The sequence below is a fragment of the Croceitalea dokdonensis DOKDO 023 genome (genome assembly GCF_001306415.1).
GTDB lineage: Bacteria > Bacteroidota > Bacteroidia > Flavobacteriales > Flavobacteriaceae > Croceitalea > Croceitalea dokdonensis.
Genome location: NZ_LDJX01000007.1, coordinates 159,931 through 177,593, shown reverse-complemented (window position 1 = coordinate 177,593; position 17,663 = coordinate 159,931). Strand labels below are relative to the sequence as shown.

Sequence of the window (17,663 nt, the reverse complement as noted above, 5' to 3'; positions counted from 1 at the left end):
GGATGTTTCCGTCAAGATATGGAAAATGACAAACAAAAAAAAGCACCTTAAAAAGGTGCTTTACAAACTTATTTAGGCAATTTGCTATTTTTTTGCAGGAACAGGATTTAATTTTCTGCTCATCTCCATGGAAATGGCGCTTCTATCAAACTTTAATCTGCCCGCCATGGTTTCAATAATACAAGAATGGTCTTTATCATTTAGGTCTACAACCTTCCCGTGTAGCCCGCTTTTGGTGATGACCTTATCCCCTTTTTTGAGAGCCTCCGCAAATTTCTTTTCGTCCTTTTGACGTTTCATCTGTGGACGAATCATAAAAAAATAGGCCACAACAAAAATCAGTAATAAGGGAGCAAACTGTCCAAATCCTTCCATAGAAACTCTTAACTCTTAACCGGTCCTGCTGGAGCAGCACCTTTAGGGTTTACAAATGCTTTTATACGCAGTAGCTCAGAACCTTTGGCAGTATTGGCAGTGACCGTAATGGTTTTGGTCACTTGGTTTTGGCCTTGACCATTAAACTTAACGAGCATCTCCCCAGATTCCCCAGGTGCAATAGGCTTATTTTTTGGATACTGTGGTACCGTACATCCACAGCTACTTTTAGCATCGGTGATAATTAAAGGGGCATCACCGGAGTTGGTAAACGTAAATATGGTCTCTTGGGGGGTACCTTGTTCAATGGAGCCAAAATCATGCTCTTGCTTATCAAAAGACATAACTGGTACCTTCTTGGCCACCTCATCCCGCGCAGAAGCGTTCTCTACGTTATCCGCTACCACTTTGGCGGTAGCCTTATCCTTGCATGAAACTGAAATAAACAAAAGTGCCGACGCACTAAGTGCTGCTAACGTTCTTTTCATTTTTATTAATTTTTTAGTTGTGCAAAAATAACGATTTCAAACTTAATTTAGTATTAAAGAAGCCCTCTTCCCATTTTATTCATTTTTCCATCCTTTTTGTACTCCCGCACCAACTTATCCAAAATGCCGTTGATGAAAATGCTACTTTTTGGGGTGGAATACTCTTTGGCAATCTCCAAATACTCGTTAATGGTGACTTTTTCTGGGATACTATTAAAGTACAATAACTCACAAATGGCCATTTTCATAAGGATGGCGTCAATATCCGCAATCCTGTCCTTATCCCAATTTGGGGTTTTACCTTCAATTTCTTTGACCAACATCCCATCGTTAAGTAAGGTCTTAACCAAAAGATCGTTGGCAAATACCATATCTTGCTTGTCCTTGAGCAAACTGGGAAGGAAAAATTGGTTATCAGCCTTTTCCGTTGCCTTGTTTAATCTTTTAACCAGAAAGGTATTGACTATGGGGATATCGTCTACCCATGTGAGCTTATCATCTTCAAAATACTCATAGATTTTTTCATTGGGAGCTATTACGGATTTGTACAAGTCTATGATCAATGTCTTATCCGCATCATAGGTGTTATGGACCGATCTCATGTACTTGGCGTAGATTTTACTGCCCACAATTTCTTTGTAAATAATCTTGATGTATTCCTCGTTTAGGTACCAGTTCTTGATTTTCTTATGGTCTAAAATATCCTTTAAGTCCTGATTTTGGCTCAGTTGAACCAGCAGCCTATTGTTTACAAACTTATCCGGATCGGGAAATTTTTCATCTGGGGCAAGATATTTTTTGGTGGCGTGGTTGGCGTGTTTCTGGGCTAGCTGGTGTACTTCGGTCAGTAAGTTCAACATTAAAATGTACAGCGTGTACATATTGTCTATGCTGTATTTCAAAAACTTTTCCTGTTTTTGAAGCGAATCATCCTTGGAGTGCACAAGTGCGTAGATGCACTGCATTACCTTAACCCTGATATGCCTTCTTGTGAGCATGTTTAAAGAACTTTAATGGCTATTAGAACAGTTGGCAAAAGTAAGCTTATTTTTAGATAGACCCATAGTTTGGTTTTAACTAATATACCTTAAGGGATGGGTTAAGATTATGAAGCCTTATCTTTGCACCTTCCTAAACCGGGCGGCAGTACATGAAAGAACTAAGGCATATTAATAAATACTTTAAAAAGTACTGGTTTAAACTGTTCATAGGTATCTTAATCACCATTTTAGCCAGGGTGTTCTCCTTGGTCATGCCTTCCTATGTCAGTAAATCCATTAACACTATTGAAGCTCATTTTAAGGGTTCCCTATCTGGTGAAATGGCAAAAAATCAACTTTTAGAATACATTTTAATCATTATTGGTGCCGCTTTGCTCTCAGGGTTGTTTACTTTTTTAATGAGGCAAACCATCATCAACGTTTCCCGTTACATTGAGTATGATTTAAAGAATGAGGTATTTGACCATTATCAATTTTTAAACCTGGGGTTTTACAAAAAAAACCGCATCGGTGATTTAATGAACCGCATTAGTGAGGATATCACACAGGTGAGAATGTACGGAGGGCCGGCCATCATGTACGGAATGCAAACCCTAACGCTTTTTGTTTGCTTGGTTCCCCTGATGTTCATCAAAGCACCAACCATTGCTTTTTACACTTTGGTCCCTTTGCCCATTTTATCCGTATTGATTTATCAGATCAGTAAAATTATCCACAAACGGAGCACCCGGGTACAAGAATACCTATCTACACTTTCCACCTTTACTCAGGAGTCGTTTTCCGGAATCTCCGTGATAAAGGCCTACAATTTGGAGGATAAGGTGAACAGTGACGTTATGGCCTTGGCACAAGAGGGAAAGGAAACAAGTATGGATCTTGCAAAGGTAAATGCTTGGTTTTTCCCATTAATGCTGCTGTTGATAGGCATCAGCAATGTTTTTGTGATATATATTGGCGGCCAGCAATACATCAATGGCGAGGTAAGTCTAGGGGTCATAGCAGAATTTATTCTGTACGTAAATATGCTAACTTGGCCAGTAGCTGTGGTAGGCTGGCTTACCAGCATCGTACAACGGGCAGAAGCTTCCCAGGGAAGAATAAATGAGTTTTTAAAACAACGACCAACCATTGTCAACGAGGTGATGGAAATTACACCGGTCAGAGGAAAAATTGAATTCAAAAATGTTTCTTTTACCTATGAGGATACCAATATTGAGGCACTGCACAATGTTTCCTTTACCGTTGAGGCAGGCCAAACGGTTGCCATCTTAGGTAAAACGGGCTCTGGCAAATCAACGATTTTAGATTTGGTCGCAAGGCTTTATGATGTAAGTTCGGGTGAAATACGAATTGATGATACTCCCATAAAAGAATTGAACCTTAACAGTTTGCGCTCTGCTATTGGAGCCGTTCCACAGGACGCATTTTTGTTTTCTGACACCATAGCCAATAACATCCGTTTTGGCAAAGAGGATGCCAAGCAAGCAGAAATTGAAGCTACGGCCAAAGAGGCAGTGGTCCACGAAAACATCGTGGGATTTACAAATGGGTACCACACCGTCCTAGGGGAACGTGGAATCACCCTAAGTGGTGGGCAAAAACAGCGCGTTTCCATCGCCAGGGCTTTGATCAAGAACCCCAATATTTATTTGTTTGATGACTGTCTTTCCGCCGTGGACACGGAAACCGAAGAGGAAATACTACAGAACCTTAAAAAAGCATCTGCGGAAAAAACAACCTTGATCGTTAGCCATCGTGTCTCTTCGGGAAAAAATGCGGACAAGATCTTGATATTGGACCAAGGCACCATTTTACAAGAGGGAACCCACGAGGAGCTTAACACAATGGATGGGTACTATAAACAACTCTACTTAGACCAGCTAAGCACCAAAGACTAACAAAAACTTGTTGAATTAGGTTTTTTTTTCATTTTTGATAAGATTGATAAGCAAACCGTTAAAAGATACAATAACAAATGGGCGATAAAGATTTGATGGACCAAGAGGAGATTTTCTCCAAAGTCCTAAGGGCAGGAAGAAGAACTTATTTTTTTGATGTCAGAAGTACAAAGGCAGGAGATTATTATTTAACGATTACAGAGAGCAAAAAGTTTACCAATGACGATGGCTCCTTCCATTACAAAAAACACAAAATTTACCTCTACAAAGAAGACTTCCAAGCTTTTAGGGACAATATGGAAGAAATGATGGATTACATCATTGGGGAAAAGGGGAGCGAAGTAATTTCAGAAAGGCACCAAAAAGATTTTAAAAAAGAAGACGATACCAGCCATACGGACAATCCCGAGGTTTCCACAGGAAGCTTTACCGATGTTGATTTTGACGATATTTAAACAAACGTTAAAATAATCAGAACAAATGGCCTGTTTCCACGGGCCGTTTCTATTTTTAGGGGAACTAACAGCAAACTCCTAAAAATGAAATATACACCTGTACTGCTATGCAGCCTTTTGCTCATGCTTGTTGGCAAAGCCCAAGAAGCGCCAATCAGCCTAGAGTATTACCTACCAAGCAACGTAAACTATGACCCTGATATTCCCAAACCGGCCGAAGTTATCGGGCATGAAGTGGGAGAATGGCACGTGACGCATGATAAACTGATGTTTTATATGCAAACACTGGCCAAGGAGAGTGAGCGCATTACCCTAGAAAACCGTGGTAGCACCTTTGAGGGTAGGCCCATTCTGTTGCTAACGGTTACATCGCCCAAAAACCATGGCAACCTAGAAAATATCAGGAAAAACCATCTTTCACTTACGGAGGACGGTGCAACTGGCCTAAATACGGCGCAAATGCCCATTGTGGTCTACCAAGGCTTTTCCATCCATGGCAATGAACCCAGCGGATCTAACGCTGCTTTGGCCTATGCCTATTACCTAGCGGCGGCGCAGGGTGCGGAAATAGAAGCCAAACTGGATAATATGATCATTTTATTAGATCCCAGCTTTAATCCAGATGGCTTGCAACGGTTTGCCTATTGGGCCAACACCAATAAAGCCATTCAGTTAAACCCAGACCCCAACGATAGGGAATACAGTGAGGTTTGGCCGGGTGGCAGAACCAACCACTATTGGTTTGATATGAACAGGGACTGGCTGCCTGTACAATTGCCCGAAAGTAGGGCTCGTATAGAAACCTTTCACAACTGGATGCCCAATATTCTAACAGACCACCATGAGATGGGTACCAACAGCACTTTTTTCTTTCAGCCTGGTGAACCATCGCGAGTGCATCCGTTGACCCCAAAAATAAATCAAGAGCTGACCGCAGAAATTGGCACTTACCATGCCAAGGCTTTGGACGCCATTGGTTCGCTCTACTATTCAGAAGAAAATTATGACGACTATTACTACGGCAAGGGATCTACCTTCCCCGATGTCAACGGTAGTATAGGGATCTTGTTTGAGCAGGGCAGTTCCCGAGGTCATGTGCAGGAAAGTGAAAACGGCTTGTTGACGTTTCCATTCACCATCCGTAACCAGTTTGCCACCGCATTATCTACCATTGAAGCGGCGGCAAATATGAGAACCAAAATTTTGGACTACCAACGCAACTATTACCAAACTATCAAAGCGGAGGGTGCCAAAAGTAAGACCAAGGCCTATATTTTTGGGGATGCCAAAGATGTCAACCGCACATGGCATTTGGCAGAAATCCTAAACCGTCATAAAATTAGTTTTCATGAGCTGGCCAATGACGCTACCATCAATGGAAAACAATACCAACAAGGAGCTTCCTATGTAGTACCCCTAAATCAAAAAAATCCAAGGTTGATCAAGGCCATTTTTGAAAAACGCACCAGTTTCACGGACAGCCTGTTCTATGATGTATCTGCTTGGACACTTCCCTTGGCCTTTAACCTTGATTACTCAGAAACAACTTCTTTAAGTAATGCAGGACCAAAAGTGACCAATTTTGAGCCTGTAAAAGGTAGCATTACCAAAAAAAGCAATTATGCGTATCTGTTTGAGTGGCATGAGTACTATACCCCCAAAGCACTCCATGCCATAACCAAAAAAGGCCTACGTGCCAAAGTAGCCAAATCACCTTTTAATATTGAGGGAAAAACCTATGACTACGGAACCATTATGGTCCCTGTACAAAACCAAGCATTAGATGATCAGGAGCTCTACCAATTTCTTTCTAAGGTGGCGATGGAAAGTCGTATCACTATCACAGGGGTTGGCACCGGACTCACCCAGGGAATAGATTTAGGAAGCAATGATTTTGACCCGGTTAAGGAGCAACATGTGGCCCTGCTGGTAGGTGATGGCATCCGCTCCTATGATGCAGGGGAAATATGGCATTTATTTGATACTAGATACCAAATGGTACTTACCAAATTGGATACACGGGATTTAAACCGTGCGGACCTTAGCCGCTATACGGACATCATTGTTCCTAGCGGATGGGGAAATGGCATGCTTTCTGCCGCAAATACGGATAAAATAAAAACCTGGGTTAAAAACGGCGGTACTGTAATTGGTTACAGAAATGCCGCCAATTGGTTACAAAAGAACGAGTTTACCAATTTTGAGCTAAAAAAGGACACCTTGATTGCCAAAAACATTTCTTTTGGACAAAAAAGGGCCTTTTTGGGGGCACAGGTAACCGGTGGAGCCATTTTTGAGGCTACTATAGACCGCTCACACCCCATTAATTTTGGGTACGCGGGTAATAAGATTTCGCTTTTCAGAAATACAAACATTTACATAAAACCAGATAAGGACAGCTATAACAACCCCATTCAATACACCAGTAACCCCTTACAGAGTGGATACATTTCTGAAGAGAATAGCGAGCTGATTAAAAATAGTGTTCCCTTTAAAACCAATCGTCTTGGGAGGGGACGGGTTATTATCTTTACGGACAACACCAATTTTAGGGCATTTTGGTACGGGACCAATAAGTTGTTGATGAATGCTATCTTTTTTGGCGATATGATGTAGGTAGTAAAAATTTAACACAACATAGATTAAAAACGGCATGACCAAGAACCCCTAGGCATGCCGTTTTTAGGTCAAGGGCAAAGCTAAACGTACCAAGGGCAATGGCATAAAATAGAGGGAAACCCACCGCACAAAAGCCAAACCTAAACGTATCCATAAATTCCATTTCTGGCACTTTGGGTTTTAAGAAAGTCCGCCATAACCAAATCATTGGCAAATTCCATACTACGAACAGCACACGGACCGCACTTCCAATACCCCTTGGGTAGACCATTGTTCTTTTATTGGAAAGGTCTGTGGCCAAGGTGGCATTTACTTCAATGGGCTTGGTAAAATCCTGTTGTTGTGCTTGTAATTGATTATGTATGGCCTCGTAGTTTGCCTCGTCTTGAATATGGGTTGTCAACCCTTGTAAAGCATGGGACACCTCATGCTTAATAGTATTTATTACCAACCTTTTATCTTCTGCGATCAATGGCTGAACCTTAATAGGCTTGCCGTAATATATGGCGGCACTATCAGGAAAGGTGGAAGCATCTTGATAGTTCTGCCCTATGGGCACCAAGGTAATGTCCAATTTTGGGTTTTGTTTTAAGGCGCTAAATATCAATCGGGTAAAACCCTTACTGAGAGGGCGTACCCTTCGCTTTAAACTATGGTTGGCCTCCGGAAATAATAATATGGCCTCATCCTGATTCAGTAATTCCCCAGAAAGCTTAAAGGTGGTATCGTTATTTTTCAAATTTGCCTTGCCATCACGCATGCGGTACACGGGCAGCATTTGAAGAAAGGTGAAAAAAGGCCTTAAAACCTTGCTCTTAAAAACATCTGCCCGCGTTAAATACCAAGGCTTTCTGCTACAATTGGTGGCGATTATTAAAATGTCCATCAAGGCATTCTGATGATTACTAAGAAAGAGCACTGGGGTACGAGCAGGAATATTTTTTTTACCGACCACCGTAATTTTTCGGTAATAACAAAACAAACTTATGGCCATCCAATAGCGGATGATGTAGTAGCCCAAATTTCTCAAACCAGCTTTTTGCTTTTAATAGGTATATAACCCCACAAACCAGCCAACAACAATCCCGATACCAAGTGCCAAATACCCCAAAAGGCGGTAAGCACTGCCATTCCTCCGAGCCCATCAAAAAAGGTAAAAATAAGAAGTAGCCCCAAGCCCGAGTTTTGAATTCCTGTTTCTATGGTAATACTTTTAACATCGGCACCAGAGAAACCCATCAATTTAGCCAAGGAAAAACCAGATACAAAGGCAACAAAGTTATGGAGCAGGACTAACCAGAACACATAGACCACATATTCCATAAATATCTCCTTATTCTTGTACAGGGCAAGAAAAACCAAGGCTACAAAAAACAACAAAGAGCCAATTTTAAAGTACCGTGCCATTGCAGAGGCAAGTCTGGGTTTCCAATAATTCACCAACATGCCCAAAAGAAGCGGCACGCCCAAAAGCAAGGCGACCAATTTGACCATTTCCAAGGGAGAGATGGCAACATCTCTGAGAATAGCCGCTGTTGGTTGGTACAATGCCCCCCAAAACTGCAGGTTCACAGGGGTCATCACCACGGCCAATAAGGTAGCTATTGCCGTCAACGTAACGGACAAAGCGGCATTGCCCTTGGCCAAATGGGTAATAAAATTGGATATGTTACCTCCAGGACAGGCGGCTACCATAAACATGCCCAAGGCAATACTGGGATACGGTTTGGCCAACCATACCAATAAGAAAGTTATGGCGGGCAGTACTAAAAATTGGCTAGCCACACCGGTTAATACCAATTTAGGACGTTTGGACAACTCTTTAAAATCCGATAGGGATATCTCCAAAGCTATTCCAAACATAACTAGGGCAAGGGCAAGGTTTAAGGTCCATAAGGTCCCTTTATCAAAATGGATAGATGCGGTATCTATGATGGCTTCCAATTTAGCTTCTTTTGTTGGTTTTAGTCTGGCAATTCCATTGCCACGTAAGTTGCCTAAGATACTATTTCTTGTTAAAAGCTGGGAATGGGTGCCTTATAATACCCGCTTTACTTGAATCTGACAAAAAAAGACAAGTGCTATGGCCAACCAAGTACTTAAGGTATGTAAATACCATTGCCTAACTTTTCTTCTAGGTGCTACAATAAACTGCCAGGACAAGCGCACCAAAACATCAAATTTCCAGCAGAATTGCGTACCTTAATAGGCAATTAATATGGACGTAATGAAACTACTTTTCACCATAGTCTGCCTGGGTTGTAGCATATTCGGTTTTGGATTTCAAAATGAAATTAGAAGCAACGAGGGAGACGATTATCAAACCTTGACCAGTCTTTTTTCCCAGTGGCGCGCTTTTGAAGATCCTCCAAAGGTGGATGGTGTTCCAGACTATTCAGCAGCTACCTTCAACGCAAGGCACCCAAATTTTAAGCTTTTACAAGACAAGTTAACGGCAATAGACACCACTGGTTGGGAAACAGCACAAAAGGTGGATTGGATGATCGTCTGGGCAGAAATGAACGGCTATGACTTTAACCATCGGGTGCTTAGACCTTGGCAACGAGACCCTGCCTTCTATAAAACCCTCTGGATGTACCGTAGTGATGTTCCCGCACATGAAGGCCCTACCCATCATGCCATATTGGAGTTTTGGCAGTATAAATTTCCGTTGACCAAAGAAGACCGTTCCAAGTTACTTGCACAGTTTACGCTAATTCCCGGCATTAATGCAAAAGCCCGGGAATACCTTACTGGCAATGCCAAGGAGCTGTGGATTGCAGGAATACGAACCATAAAGAATCAAGCCAGTCAACTAAATCAACTCAAAATTCATCCTGAGCTGAAAAAGGACCGCCAAATGCAAAAGGCAATAAATAGCGCCATGCTTTCCACCATGGAATTTGCCAGTTGGTTGGAGGAACAGGCCAAGTTTAAAAATGGTGTTTCAGGCATTGGTAAGGACAATTATACCTGGTACCTTAAAAATGTGCACCTAGTCCCATTAACCTGGGAAGATGAGGTCCTTTTGCTAAAACGCGAACTGGCAAGAGCATGGGCCGCACTCAAACTAGAGGAACATCGTAACAGGAAATTACCTCCTTTAAAAGCAGCAGCATCAGCTGAGGAATTCAAAACAATGACAGATAAGGCAGCCAAGTCCCTTCTAAAATTTCTGGACCAACAGGAAATTGTTACCGTAAAACCGTATTACAAGCCAGCGCTCTATGAACATTTGGGCACTTTTGTTCCTGAAGAAAAGCGGAACTTTTTTGAAATAGGCCGCCATTTTGATGCCAGGCCCCTCTACTCCCATTTTTACCATTGGTTTGAACTGGCCAGAATGGATACCGAACCGCATAGCAGCCCTGTACGAAAAGGGGCACTCCTCTATAATATTTTTGATTCCAGAAATGAGGGAACGGCAACTGCCGTAGAAGAGATGTTCTTGGATGCGGGTCTTTATGATGATTCCCCAAGGGTCCGGGAAATCGTGTATATCATGATTGCACAACGAGCGGCAAGGGGGCTGGGCTCCCTGTATGCACATGCCAACCAATTGAGCATGGAAGATGCCGGCAGTATCCATTCAGAATATACGCCAAGGGGCTGGATGAAAACGGAAAAAGACCTTTTAATTTTTGAACAGCATTTATACCTAAGACAACCTGGGTACGGTACCAGTTACATTACGGGGAAATATCTTTTGGAAGCCGCCATGGCAGATTATGCCAAAATGAAGGAAGGCAACGAGAAAGCGTTTAGCGTAAAGGACTTTTTTGATGAACTTAACAGCATAGGGAACATTCCCATAAGCCTTGGCCATTGGCAGATGACCGGCGAAAACCAACATCTGCAAAGCATTTGGGATGCATCAAACTAAAAAAAATTAAAATTTAACACTATGGCAAGAACACTGAGCAATATGTTGCCCCTTGGCACCATAGCCCCAAAGTTTACCCTATTTGATACCGTAAGTGAAACGCATAAAAGCCTTGAGGAACTTAAAGGACCAAAAGGTACCTTGATTTTTTTTATTTGCAACCACTGTCCGTTTGTTATCCACATTAACCCAGAACTGGCCCAAATTGGGTTAGATTATCAAGCAAAAGGAATTTCACTAATTGGTATTTCTAGCAATGACGTTGAAAACTATCCTCAGGACAGTCCGAAGCTTATGAAGCAAAAAGCCAAAGAGGCAGGTTATACCTTTCCTTACCTTTATGACGAATCTCAGGACGTGGCCAAAGCCTACGATGCCGCTTGTACCCCTGATTTTTTTCTGTTTAATACTAACTTGCAATTGGTGTATCGTGGACAGTTGGATGATTCCAGGCCTGGAAACGATATTCCCTTAACCGGCCAAGATTTACGCAACGCCATGGATTGCTTGTTAGCTGGAAGGGATGTACCTGCGCATCAGAAACCTAGTATTGGCTGTAACATAAAATGGAAAAACTAAGTACGGTCTGTATTGTTCCAGTAACAAAGGATAACATTAACAGCTACCTAAGGGTAGGTATCCAATCCTACAAGGAACATTATTTACACCTCTGGGAAAATAGTGACCCAGAACCTTTTATCTCAGCGAACTTAACCAAGGAATCCGTTAAAAAAGCACTCGCAAATGACCGTGAACATCTTTTTATTGTTGAATGTAACCACGAGGCCGTAGGCATTTTAGCAATTACCTTGGATGTAAACAGAGCCGGACTGCCCACAAACAACCTTCTACTCCATAAAATCTATTTAACAAAAGTGAGCACCAATCAAGGGATTGGTAGTACGGTCTTGAAATTTGTCGAAGATTTTGCGCGTGCAGCCAACAGACAGCTCGTATGGCTTTTTACTATGCAAAAAGGAAAACCCATGACATTTTATCAAAAACAAGGCTATCGAATTTTGGAGGCTGCAGAAATCACCTTGCCCAAGGTAAAACCATCAGAAAAAGCCATGTGGGTAATGACCAAGAGCTTAGTGGGTAGTTAGTGGATTTTTTTTAACCCCTAGACTTTTATTTTAGTGGGCAATGGGCATGAATTTACGTAGTCCAATTCATACGAAGCACCAAGTTTTGAATATGTGCCAAATGGTGGGAGCCATGCCAGGCATACCTGCCTATATTTTCGGCCAGAGTGGTTTTGGTATTCCCATCAGGATGCATAAAAGTACGCTGCAAATCTTTCTTATCCAGACCCTTTAGCAAATAGACCAATTTTGCATGAACAGCACCCAAGTGTTGCAAGGATAGGAAAACGGGAGCTGATTTAGAGTCAAAAAGCGCTGCCCACTCCTTTTCCAAATACGGTTTAATGGTAGGATTGTCTTCGGTAAGCGCCCACTTAAAGCGCACATAACTGTGATGGTGGCTATCCGCAATGTGGTGGACAAGTTGCCTAACGGTCCAACCGCCAGGCCTATAGGGCGTGGCAAGCTGTTCTTGGGTAAGATTATTTACCATAGCTTCCAACGTTAAGGGAAGCTCCTCTAAAACGTTTATCCATTCTACAATATGATGGTCGGTTATAGGCATTGGAATTTGATAAGTACCTATTGGGTATTTTAATTTCTCAAGGGCTGCTGTTGTCATACTTTAAAAAACAATTAAATGAGACCATTATACCATTAAAAAAGTACTTCCTGGCGCACATCTTAATGTCTAATGTCCAAGTACTAAATATACACATCCTTGGTGAATACCATAGCAATTAAGGAGAAGTCCACAAATCAATTATCCCAATTGCCAAGGCCTCTTTATTTTTAGTGCATTCTTAACACCATATAGAATAAAAAACCTATTTAATCCACTAACTTTGTAGACTAATTTAAAAATTGAACTATGAGTACCTTACGATTAGGGGATACCGCCCCAAATTTTACCGCTGAAACCTCATTAGGGACCTTAAACTTTTATGATTATCTGGGTGACGCCTGGGGTATATTGTTTTCGCATCCAGCAGATTTTACCCCAGTTTGCACTACGGAACTAGGCACTGCCGCAAAATTTAGTGAGGAATTTTCCAAAAGAAACGTGAAAATGATGGCGTTGAGCGTTGATGGAGCTGAATCCCACCAAGAATGGATTAAGGATATCAACGAAACCCAACAGACCACGGTAAACTTTCCTATTGTTGCGGATAAAGACAAAACAGTCTCTAACCTGTACGATATGATACACCCCAAGGCAGACAACAATCTTACCGTGCGGTCCGTATTTATTATTGCACCAGATAAAACCATTAAGCTAATGTTAACCTACCCTGCGTCCACGGGTAGGAATTTTTATGAACTTCTAAGGGTAATAGACTCCCTACAACTCACCGCATACCATAAGGTAGCTACCCCGGCCAATTGGAAAAACGGGGAGGATGTAGTAGTAAGTCCGGCCATTGGAACAGCAGAGGCTAAAACCATTTTTAGCAAAGGGGTAAAGGAAATTAAACCCTATTTACGTATGACACCAGACCCAACAGTATAAGTTTAAAGATTATTTAATATAAAAGTGTTCATTGTCAATAAATTAAGTGTACCTTTGTGGCTTAAATTAATTTTTTATTATTATTTATTATGAGTAAAGGAACAGTAAAATTCTTCAATGATTCTAAGGGCTACGGCTTTATTACTGAAGAAGGTTCAAACACAGATCACTTTGTACACATTTCTGGCTTAGTCGATGAAATTCGCGAAGGTGACGTTGTAGAATTCGAACTACAACAAGGTAAAAAAGGATTGAACGCCGTAAACGTACAAGTTGTAGATTAAGGTCAATAACACACTTTTTTATAAGCTAAATCCCCAGAAATTTCTGGGGATTTTTTTGTGTACAATTTAAGATAATCCTTAAGGCACCTTTAAGAGGTAAGACCGCATGTATGACCTCTATGACACGACCTATTAGAAAGAAAAATTTTAATTTAAGAACCATAGGGTAGCCCATCTTATACCCATGAAACCACCAAACACATTTATTGTCAAAATAATAAAGTAGGGTTTTTCTCCGTTAAACTGTTAACTAAGTACGTTAACCCACATATACAATCATGGTAACATTCCTATCCATTTTAATATGCTTGTTGGCCATTAATGCCGCCATGCTTTTTTTAAGCGTGAATAAAGCCAACTAGCCCTTTTAGCCAACCACCATGAACTTCTATAAAATGGTAGAGGGAGTCCAAGCCGCACTCAGCCATTGGTTTTAGGTTACAGCTTTCTGTCCCTTGCAGTAAGACACAATTATCCTAAAAAAAAAGCCCCGATAGTTCGAGGCTCTTTCTTTACTTGTCCATTACGCCTATGATACGGCCATTAATTCCACATCAAAAATTAACGTGGCATTTGGTGGGATAACCCCGCCGGCACCAGCTGTACCGTATGCCAAGTCTGATGGAATCACAAATCTTGCCTTGTCCCCTACTTTTAGCAATGAAATGCCTTCATCCCAACCAGGGATTACCTGACCTACCCCTAGTTGAAAATCTATGGGTTGGTTTCTTTTAAAAGATGAGTCAAACACTTGTCCGTTAGGTAGACTGCCCTCATAATGTACGGAAACCTTTTGGCCCTTTTCGGCTTTCTGTCCGCTGCCTTCCTGTATCATTTTGTAGCGCAATCCCGAAGATGTTTTTTCAAAACCTGCCGCCAATTCTTCCATAGCTGCCTCGGCCTTGGCCTTTTCCTCTGCCAGGCGTTTTGCTTTTGTGCTTTCAAAAGTATTAAAAGCGTCAACGGCATTCCAAGCTTCTGCCGCCTGCCCTACCCGTACAATCTCCAAACTTTCTATGGTATCCCCCTGTGCAACGGCATCCACGACCTCTTGTCCTTTTGTAACATGACCAAAAACGGTATGCTTATTATCTAACCATGGGGTTGGGACATGGGTAATAAAAAACTGGCTGCCATTGGTTCCTGGACCTGCATTGGCCATGGAAAGCACACCGGGTGCACTATGGTTCAATTCTGGGTGGAACTCATCATCAAATTGATATCCCGGGCTTCCAGTCCCCGTACCTTGCGGGCAACCGCCCTGTATCATGAAATCTGGAATTACCCTATGAAATTTAAGTCCATCATAATACGGGGTTCCCTTGGGCTTTGCTCCATTTTCTTTATCACCTTCTGCCAAAGCAACAAAATTACCCACGGTTCCCGGGGTTTTATCGTGGGTGAGTTTCACTAAAATTTCCCCTTTTGTTGTATTGAATTTTGCGTAAATACCTTCTTGCATCTTTATGTTTTTATTATCGGGTGCAAAGATAATGGAATTACTATCAAAGTAGGTGAATAGGCGTAACCAGACAGCAAGGGCATCCAAATTGGTTATGCCTTACACGGACCAGTGTCAATCCTTAACTTGTAGCACCGGCGCAGTACTTTTAAAATGTTGCTGGAATATGGGCTAAGCTCCCGGGAATGCACCAAACAAATGTCGTAATCAAAGCATAATAGTGCTGCGGAGCGTTAAACTACCGATTTCCAAACGGCGCCTACATTTGGGTGGCTAAAACCAGTTGAACTAAGTAATGTTACCCCTTTATTTTCCTTGTGGCTGGGAACCCATACTTGTCCGCCAAATACACTAAGCTGGCCATGGTTGCCGCCCCAAGTTCCAACTCTCTCTTATTTACATGTTCAAACGTATCGATTTCGGCATGATGATGGTCAAAATATCGTTGGGAGTCTGGTCGTAATCCTGAGAGCACCAAACCTTCATCCTTTAACGGTCCTATATCCGCGCCGCTGCCACCACGAACAAACTGATGGATTAAATAGGGTTCAAAGAGCTCTTTCCAACCTTTTATTTGCTCAAAAGCTGCGTCAGTACAATCAAAAGAAAACCCCCTTGGGGTAAATCCTCCGGCATCACTCTCCAAGGCAAATACATGCTTTTCATTCTTTGCTTTTGCTACCTCCGCATACTTGTTCCCACCACGAAGTCCATTTTCCTCGTTCATAAACAACACCACACGCAAGGTTCTTTTGGGTGTATATCCGTTGGCCTTGATCAGCCGAAGTACCTCCATACTTTGTACCACTCCGGCACCATCATCATGGGAACCATCCCCTAAATCCCAAGAATCCAAATGCCCGCCTACGACCATTATTTCATCAGGAAATTCACTACCCTTGATCTCACCTATGACATTATAGGATTCCACATCATCAAACTGCTTGCAATTTTGCTTAAAGTAGAATCGTATATCGGGATTTAATTTTAGCGAGGTACTTAATAATTCTGCCCCCTTTGTACTTATGGCGGCCGCTGGAATACGGTCTTGGATAGGGGTGTTCCCATAACTCATGGAACCTGTATGCGGATAATCATCCAACCTTAAGTTTAGGGAACGCACAATAACACCAAGGGCACCGTACTTGGCAGCTTCCTCAGCCCCGGAATACCGCTGGTCCACACATCCGGAATAGGCAGAAAAGGTACTGATTTTAGTAGGGTCCATAGGTCTGTTAAAAAACACGATTTTACCCTTTATTTTTTCTTGGCCCAAGGCTTCCAGCTCTTCTAGACCCTTTACTTCGATCACGTTTGCCTTAATGCCTACATCGGGGGTGGCAACGGAACCACCCAAAGCACAAATAGGCACATTTGTTGTCATTCCCGGCCGTGTTTCAATGTAGGCAAACTCTGGGGTACCCCTAACCCATTTGGGCACCATTACTGGTTGTAGCCAAACCCTATCCAAGCCAATGGAGTCCAACTGCCTTTTAGTGTATTCTACAGCCTGTTGTGCCTGCACAGATCCAGAAAGCCTACCCCCAATCTGGTTAGACAGGTGATTAAGCCAATCATAGGCCATACCGTCCGTTAATGCCATATCATAAATGGACCTTAGCTGCTTGGCATCATCTTGGGCCGTGAGGGTTGTGACGCAGAAAAAAGCAATCAAAAAATATAGTTTCATGGGGCTTCGTTTTCCAATTCCTGTATAAAGCTTTCTAAATTAGCTTTTATTTCCTCATCCAACTCGGGAGGCTGCACATCTTTGTACTTTTTTAACGATTCCAATAAAATAGTAGCGACTATTAGCCTAGCTGCTTTTTTATCGTCTGCGGGAACCACAAACCAAGGCGCATGTGGTTTTGATGTTTTTAATAAGGCTTCTTGATAATAGGTTTGATAGGCATCCCATAGTTTACGTTCCTTAAGGTCATCTGGGGAAAACTTCCAATTCTTTCGTCTTAAACGCAATCTTCTTAGCAAGCGTTGGCGCTGTTCTTCTTTTGACAAATGGAGAAAAAACTTAAAAATCAGGGTGCCGTTTTCACTAAGGTGACGCTCAAAGTCATTGATTTGGCGATATCTTTTCTCCCAAAACGCATCGTTAATATCTTCAACCGTATCAACACCCGGTATATTTTCATTTAAGATATAGTGGGGATGTACCTTTGTGACCAGCACATTCTCATAATGGGTTCTGTTAAAAACACTGAACTTACCCCTTTCTGGAAGTGCCAGATAATGCCTCCACAGATAATCATGGCCAAGTTCTAGTTCTGTGGGCACTTTAAAGCTGTGCACCTCCACTCCCCTAGCGTTTAGCTCTTTAAATACTTCACGGACAAGACTATCTTTTCCAGAGGTGTCCATGCCCTGTAAACAGACCAAGACTCCGTACTTATTATGTGCGTACAAAGAATCCTGAAATTGTGCCAATTCCTTGCTGACCTGTCTTAATGATTTTTTTAATGCCTTACTCTCTTGTCCAAAGTTTTCATGGGTTGTCCTGTCTTTTAACCTCATCCCTTCCTGCACCAGGTACTTGTTTATGTTGATGTCTTCCATAGACCGAAATATAAGGATTTTTAGCGATTTTT

Annotated in this window: 17 protein-coding genes; 8 read left to right on the top strand and 9 right to left on the bottom strand. The window is 42.0% G+C overall.

Annotated features, from left to right (window positions below):
- Positions 1–84 precede the first annotated feature (84 nt).
- Genes yajC through I595_RS14895 form a run of 3 tightly spaced genes read right to left on the bottom strand, consistent with a single transcriptional unit; the run spans position 85 to position 1,861 of the window.
- Positions 85–375 (bottom strand): preprotein translocase subunit YajC, encoded by a 291-nt coding sequence (gene yajC / locus I595_RS14905; protein ID WP_054560241.1) that lies wholly within the window; start codon positions 373–375, stop codon positions 85–87.
- A gap of 8 nt (positions 376–383) precedes the next feature.
- Complete coding sequence (locus I595_RS14900) at positions 384–863, bottom strand: DUF1573 domain-containing protein (protein ID WP_054560240.1); 480 nt, start codon at positions 861–863, stop codon at positions 384–386.
- Positions 864–916: 53 nt separating this feature from the next.
- The gene (locus tag I595_RS14895) at positions 917–1,861 is read right to left on the bottom strand and encodes a transcription antitermination protein NusB (protein WP_054560239.1); all 945 of its coding nucleotides are present in this window, start codon (positions 1,859–1,861) and stop codon (positions 917–919) included.
- 152 nt (positions 1,862–2,013) lie between these two features.
- On the opposite strand from I595_RS14895, the gene I595_RS14890 reads away from it, so the two are divergent.
- From I595_RS14890 to I595_RS14880, 3 genes are all read left to right on the top strand, one after another.
- Positions 2,014–3,762 carry an ABC transporter ATP-binding protein gene (locus I595_RS14890; protein ID WP_054560238.1) on the top strand — a complete coding sequence of 583 codons (1,749 nt, stop codon included), beginning with the start codon at positions 2,014–2,016 and terminating at the stop codon, positions 3,760–3,762.
- Between the two features lie 77 nt (positions 3,763–3,839).
- Positions 3,840–4,217 carry a PUR family DNA/RNA-binding protein gene (locus I595_RS14885; RefSeq protein ID WP_054560237.1) on the top strand — a complete coding sequence of 126 codons (378 nt, stop codon included), beginning with the start codon at positions 3,840–3,842 and terminating at the stop codon, positions 4,215–4,217.
- 84 nt (positions 4,218–4,301) lie between these two features.
- Entirely contained in the window at positions 4,302–6,833 is a 2,532-nt protein-coding gene (locus I595_RS14880; RefSeq protein ID WP_054560236.1) for a M14 family metallopeptidase, read from the top strand.
- On the opposite strand, the gene I595_RS14875 is transcribed toward I595_RS14880, so the two are convergent.
- Together I595_RS14875 and I595_RS14870 are read right to left on the bottom strand one after the other, a co-directional pair.
- The gene (locus I595_RS14875) at positions 6,808–7,866 is read right to left on the bottom strand and encodes a lysophospholipid acyltransferase family protein (protein WP_157449761.1); all 1,059 of its coding nucleotides are present in this window, start codon (positions 7,864–7,866) and stop codon (positions 6,808–6,810) included. The two genes, I595_RS14880 and I595_RS14875, sit on opposite strands and share 26 nt — an antisense overlap.
- Positions 7,863–8,780 carry a bile acid:sodium symporter family protein gene (locus I595_RS14870; protein ID WP_054560234.1) on the bottom strand — a complete coding sequence of 306 codons (918 nt, stop codon included), beginning with the start codon at positions 8,778–8,780 and terminating at the stop codon, positions 7,863–7,865. Before I595_RS14870 ends, I595_RS14875 begins: the two co-directional genes overlap by 4 nt.
- Before the next feature lie 283 nt (positions 8,781–9,063).
- Here I595_RS14870 and I595_RS14865 point away from each other — a divergent pair, with 283 nt between their 5' ends.
- The 3 genes from I595_RS14865 to I595_RS14855 are packed head-to-tail and all read left to right on the top strand — an operon-like array spanning position 9,064 to position 11,825.
- A complete protein-coding gene (locus tag I595_RS14865; RefSeq protein WP_054560233.1) occupies positions 9,064–10,719 on the top strand; it encodes a DUF885 domain-containing protein in 1,656 nt (551 codons plus the stop codon).
- A 21-nt stretch (positions 10,720–10,740) separates the two neighbouring features.
- Complete coding sequence (locus I595_RS14860) at positions 10,741–11,298, top strand: thioredoxin family protein (protein ID WP_054560232.1); 558 nt, start codon at positions 10,741–10,743, stop codon at positions 11,296–11,298.
- Positions 11,286–11,825 carry a GNAT family N-acetyltransferase gene (locus I595_RS14855; protein WP_054560231.1) on the top strand — a complete coding sequence of 180 codons (540 nt, stop codon included), beginning with the start codon at positions 11,286–11,288 and terminating at the stop codon, positions 11,823–11,825. The genes I595_RS14860 and I595_RS14855 overlap by 13 nt, the downstream gene beginning before the upstream one ends.
- A 52-nt stretch (positions 11,826–11,877) precedes the next feature.
- Here the strand turns inward: I595_RS14855 and I595_RS14850 are convergent, their stop codons facing one another.
- Positions 11,878–12,426, bottom strand: coding sequence for a YfiT family bacillithiol transferase (locus I595_RS14850; RefSeq protein ID WP_054560230.1), 549 nt, complete (start codon positions 12,424–12,426; stop codon positions 11,878–11,880).
- 249 nt (positions 12,427–12,675) lie between these two features.
- Here I595_RS14850 and I595_RS14845 point away from each other — a divergent pair, with 249 nt between their 5' ends.
- Positions 12,676–13,314, top strand: coding sequence for a peroxiredoxin (locus I595_RS14845; RefSeq protein WP_054560229.1), 639 nt, complete (start codon positions 12,676–12,678; stop codon positions 13,312–13,314).
- Between the two features lie 89 nt (positions 13,315–13,403).
- Positions 13,404–13,598 carry a cold-shock protein gene (locus tag I595_RS14840; protein WP_054560228.1) on the top strand — a complete coding sequence of 65 codons (195 nt, stop codon included), beginning with the start codon at positions 13,404–13,406 and terminating at the stop codon, positions 13,596–13,598.
- Between the two features lie 529 nt (positions 13,599–14,127).
- Here I595_RS14840 and I595_RS14835 read toward each other — a convergent pair.
- The 3 genes from I595_RS14835 to I595_RS14825 form a co-directional block, all read right to left on the bottom strand.
- A complete protein-coding gene (locus I595_RS14835) occupies positions 14,128–15,060 on the bottom strand; it encodes a peptidylprolyl isomerase (protein ID WP_054560227.1) in 933 nt (310 codons plus the stop codon).
- Positions 15,061–15,358: 298 nt separating this feature from the next.
- Entirely contained in the window at positions 15,359–16,750 is a 1,392-nt protein-coding gene (locus I595_RS14830) for a M20/M25/M40 family metallo-hydrolase (RefSeq protein WP_054560226.1), read from the bottom strand.
- Positions 16,747–17,631, bottom strand: a complete 885-nt coding sequence (locus I595_RS14825) for a PPK2 family polyphosphate kinase (RefSeq protein ID WP_054560225.1) — start codon at positions 17,629–17,631, stop codon at positions 16,747–16,749. The genes I595_RS14830 and I595_RS14825 overlap by 4 nt, the downstream gene beginning before the upstream one ends.
- Positions 17,632–17,663 lie beyond the last annotated feature (32 nt).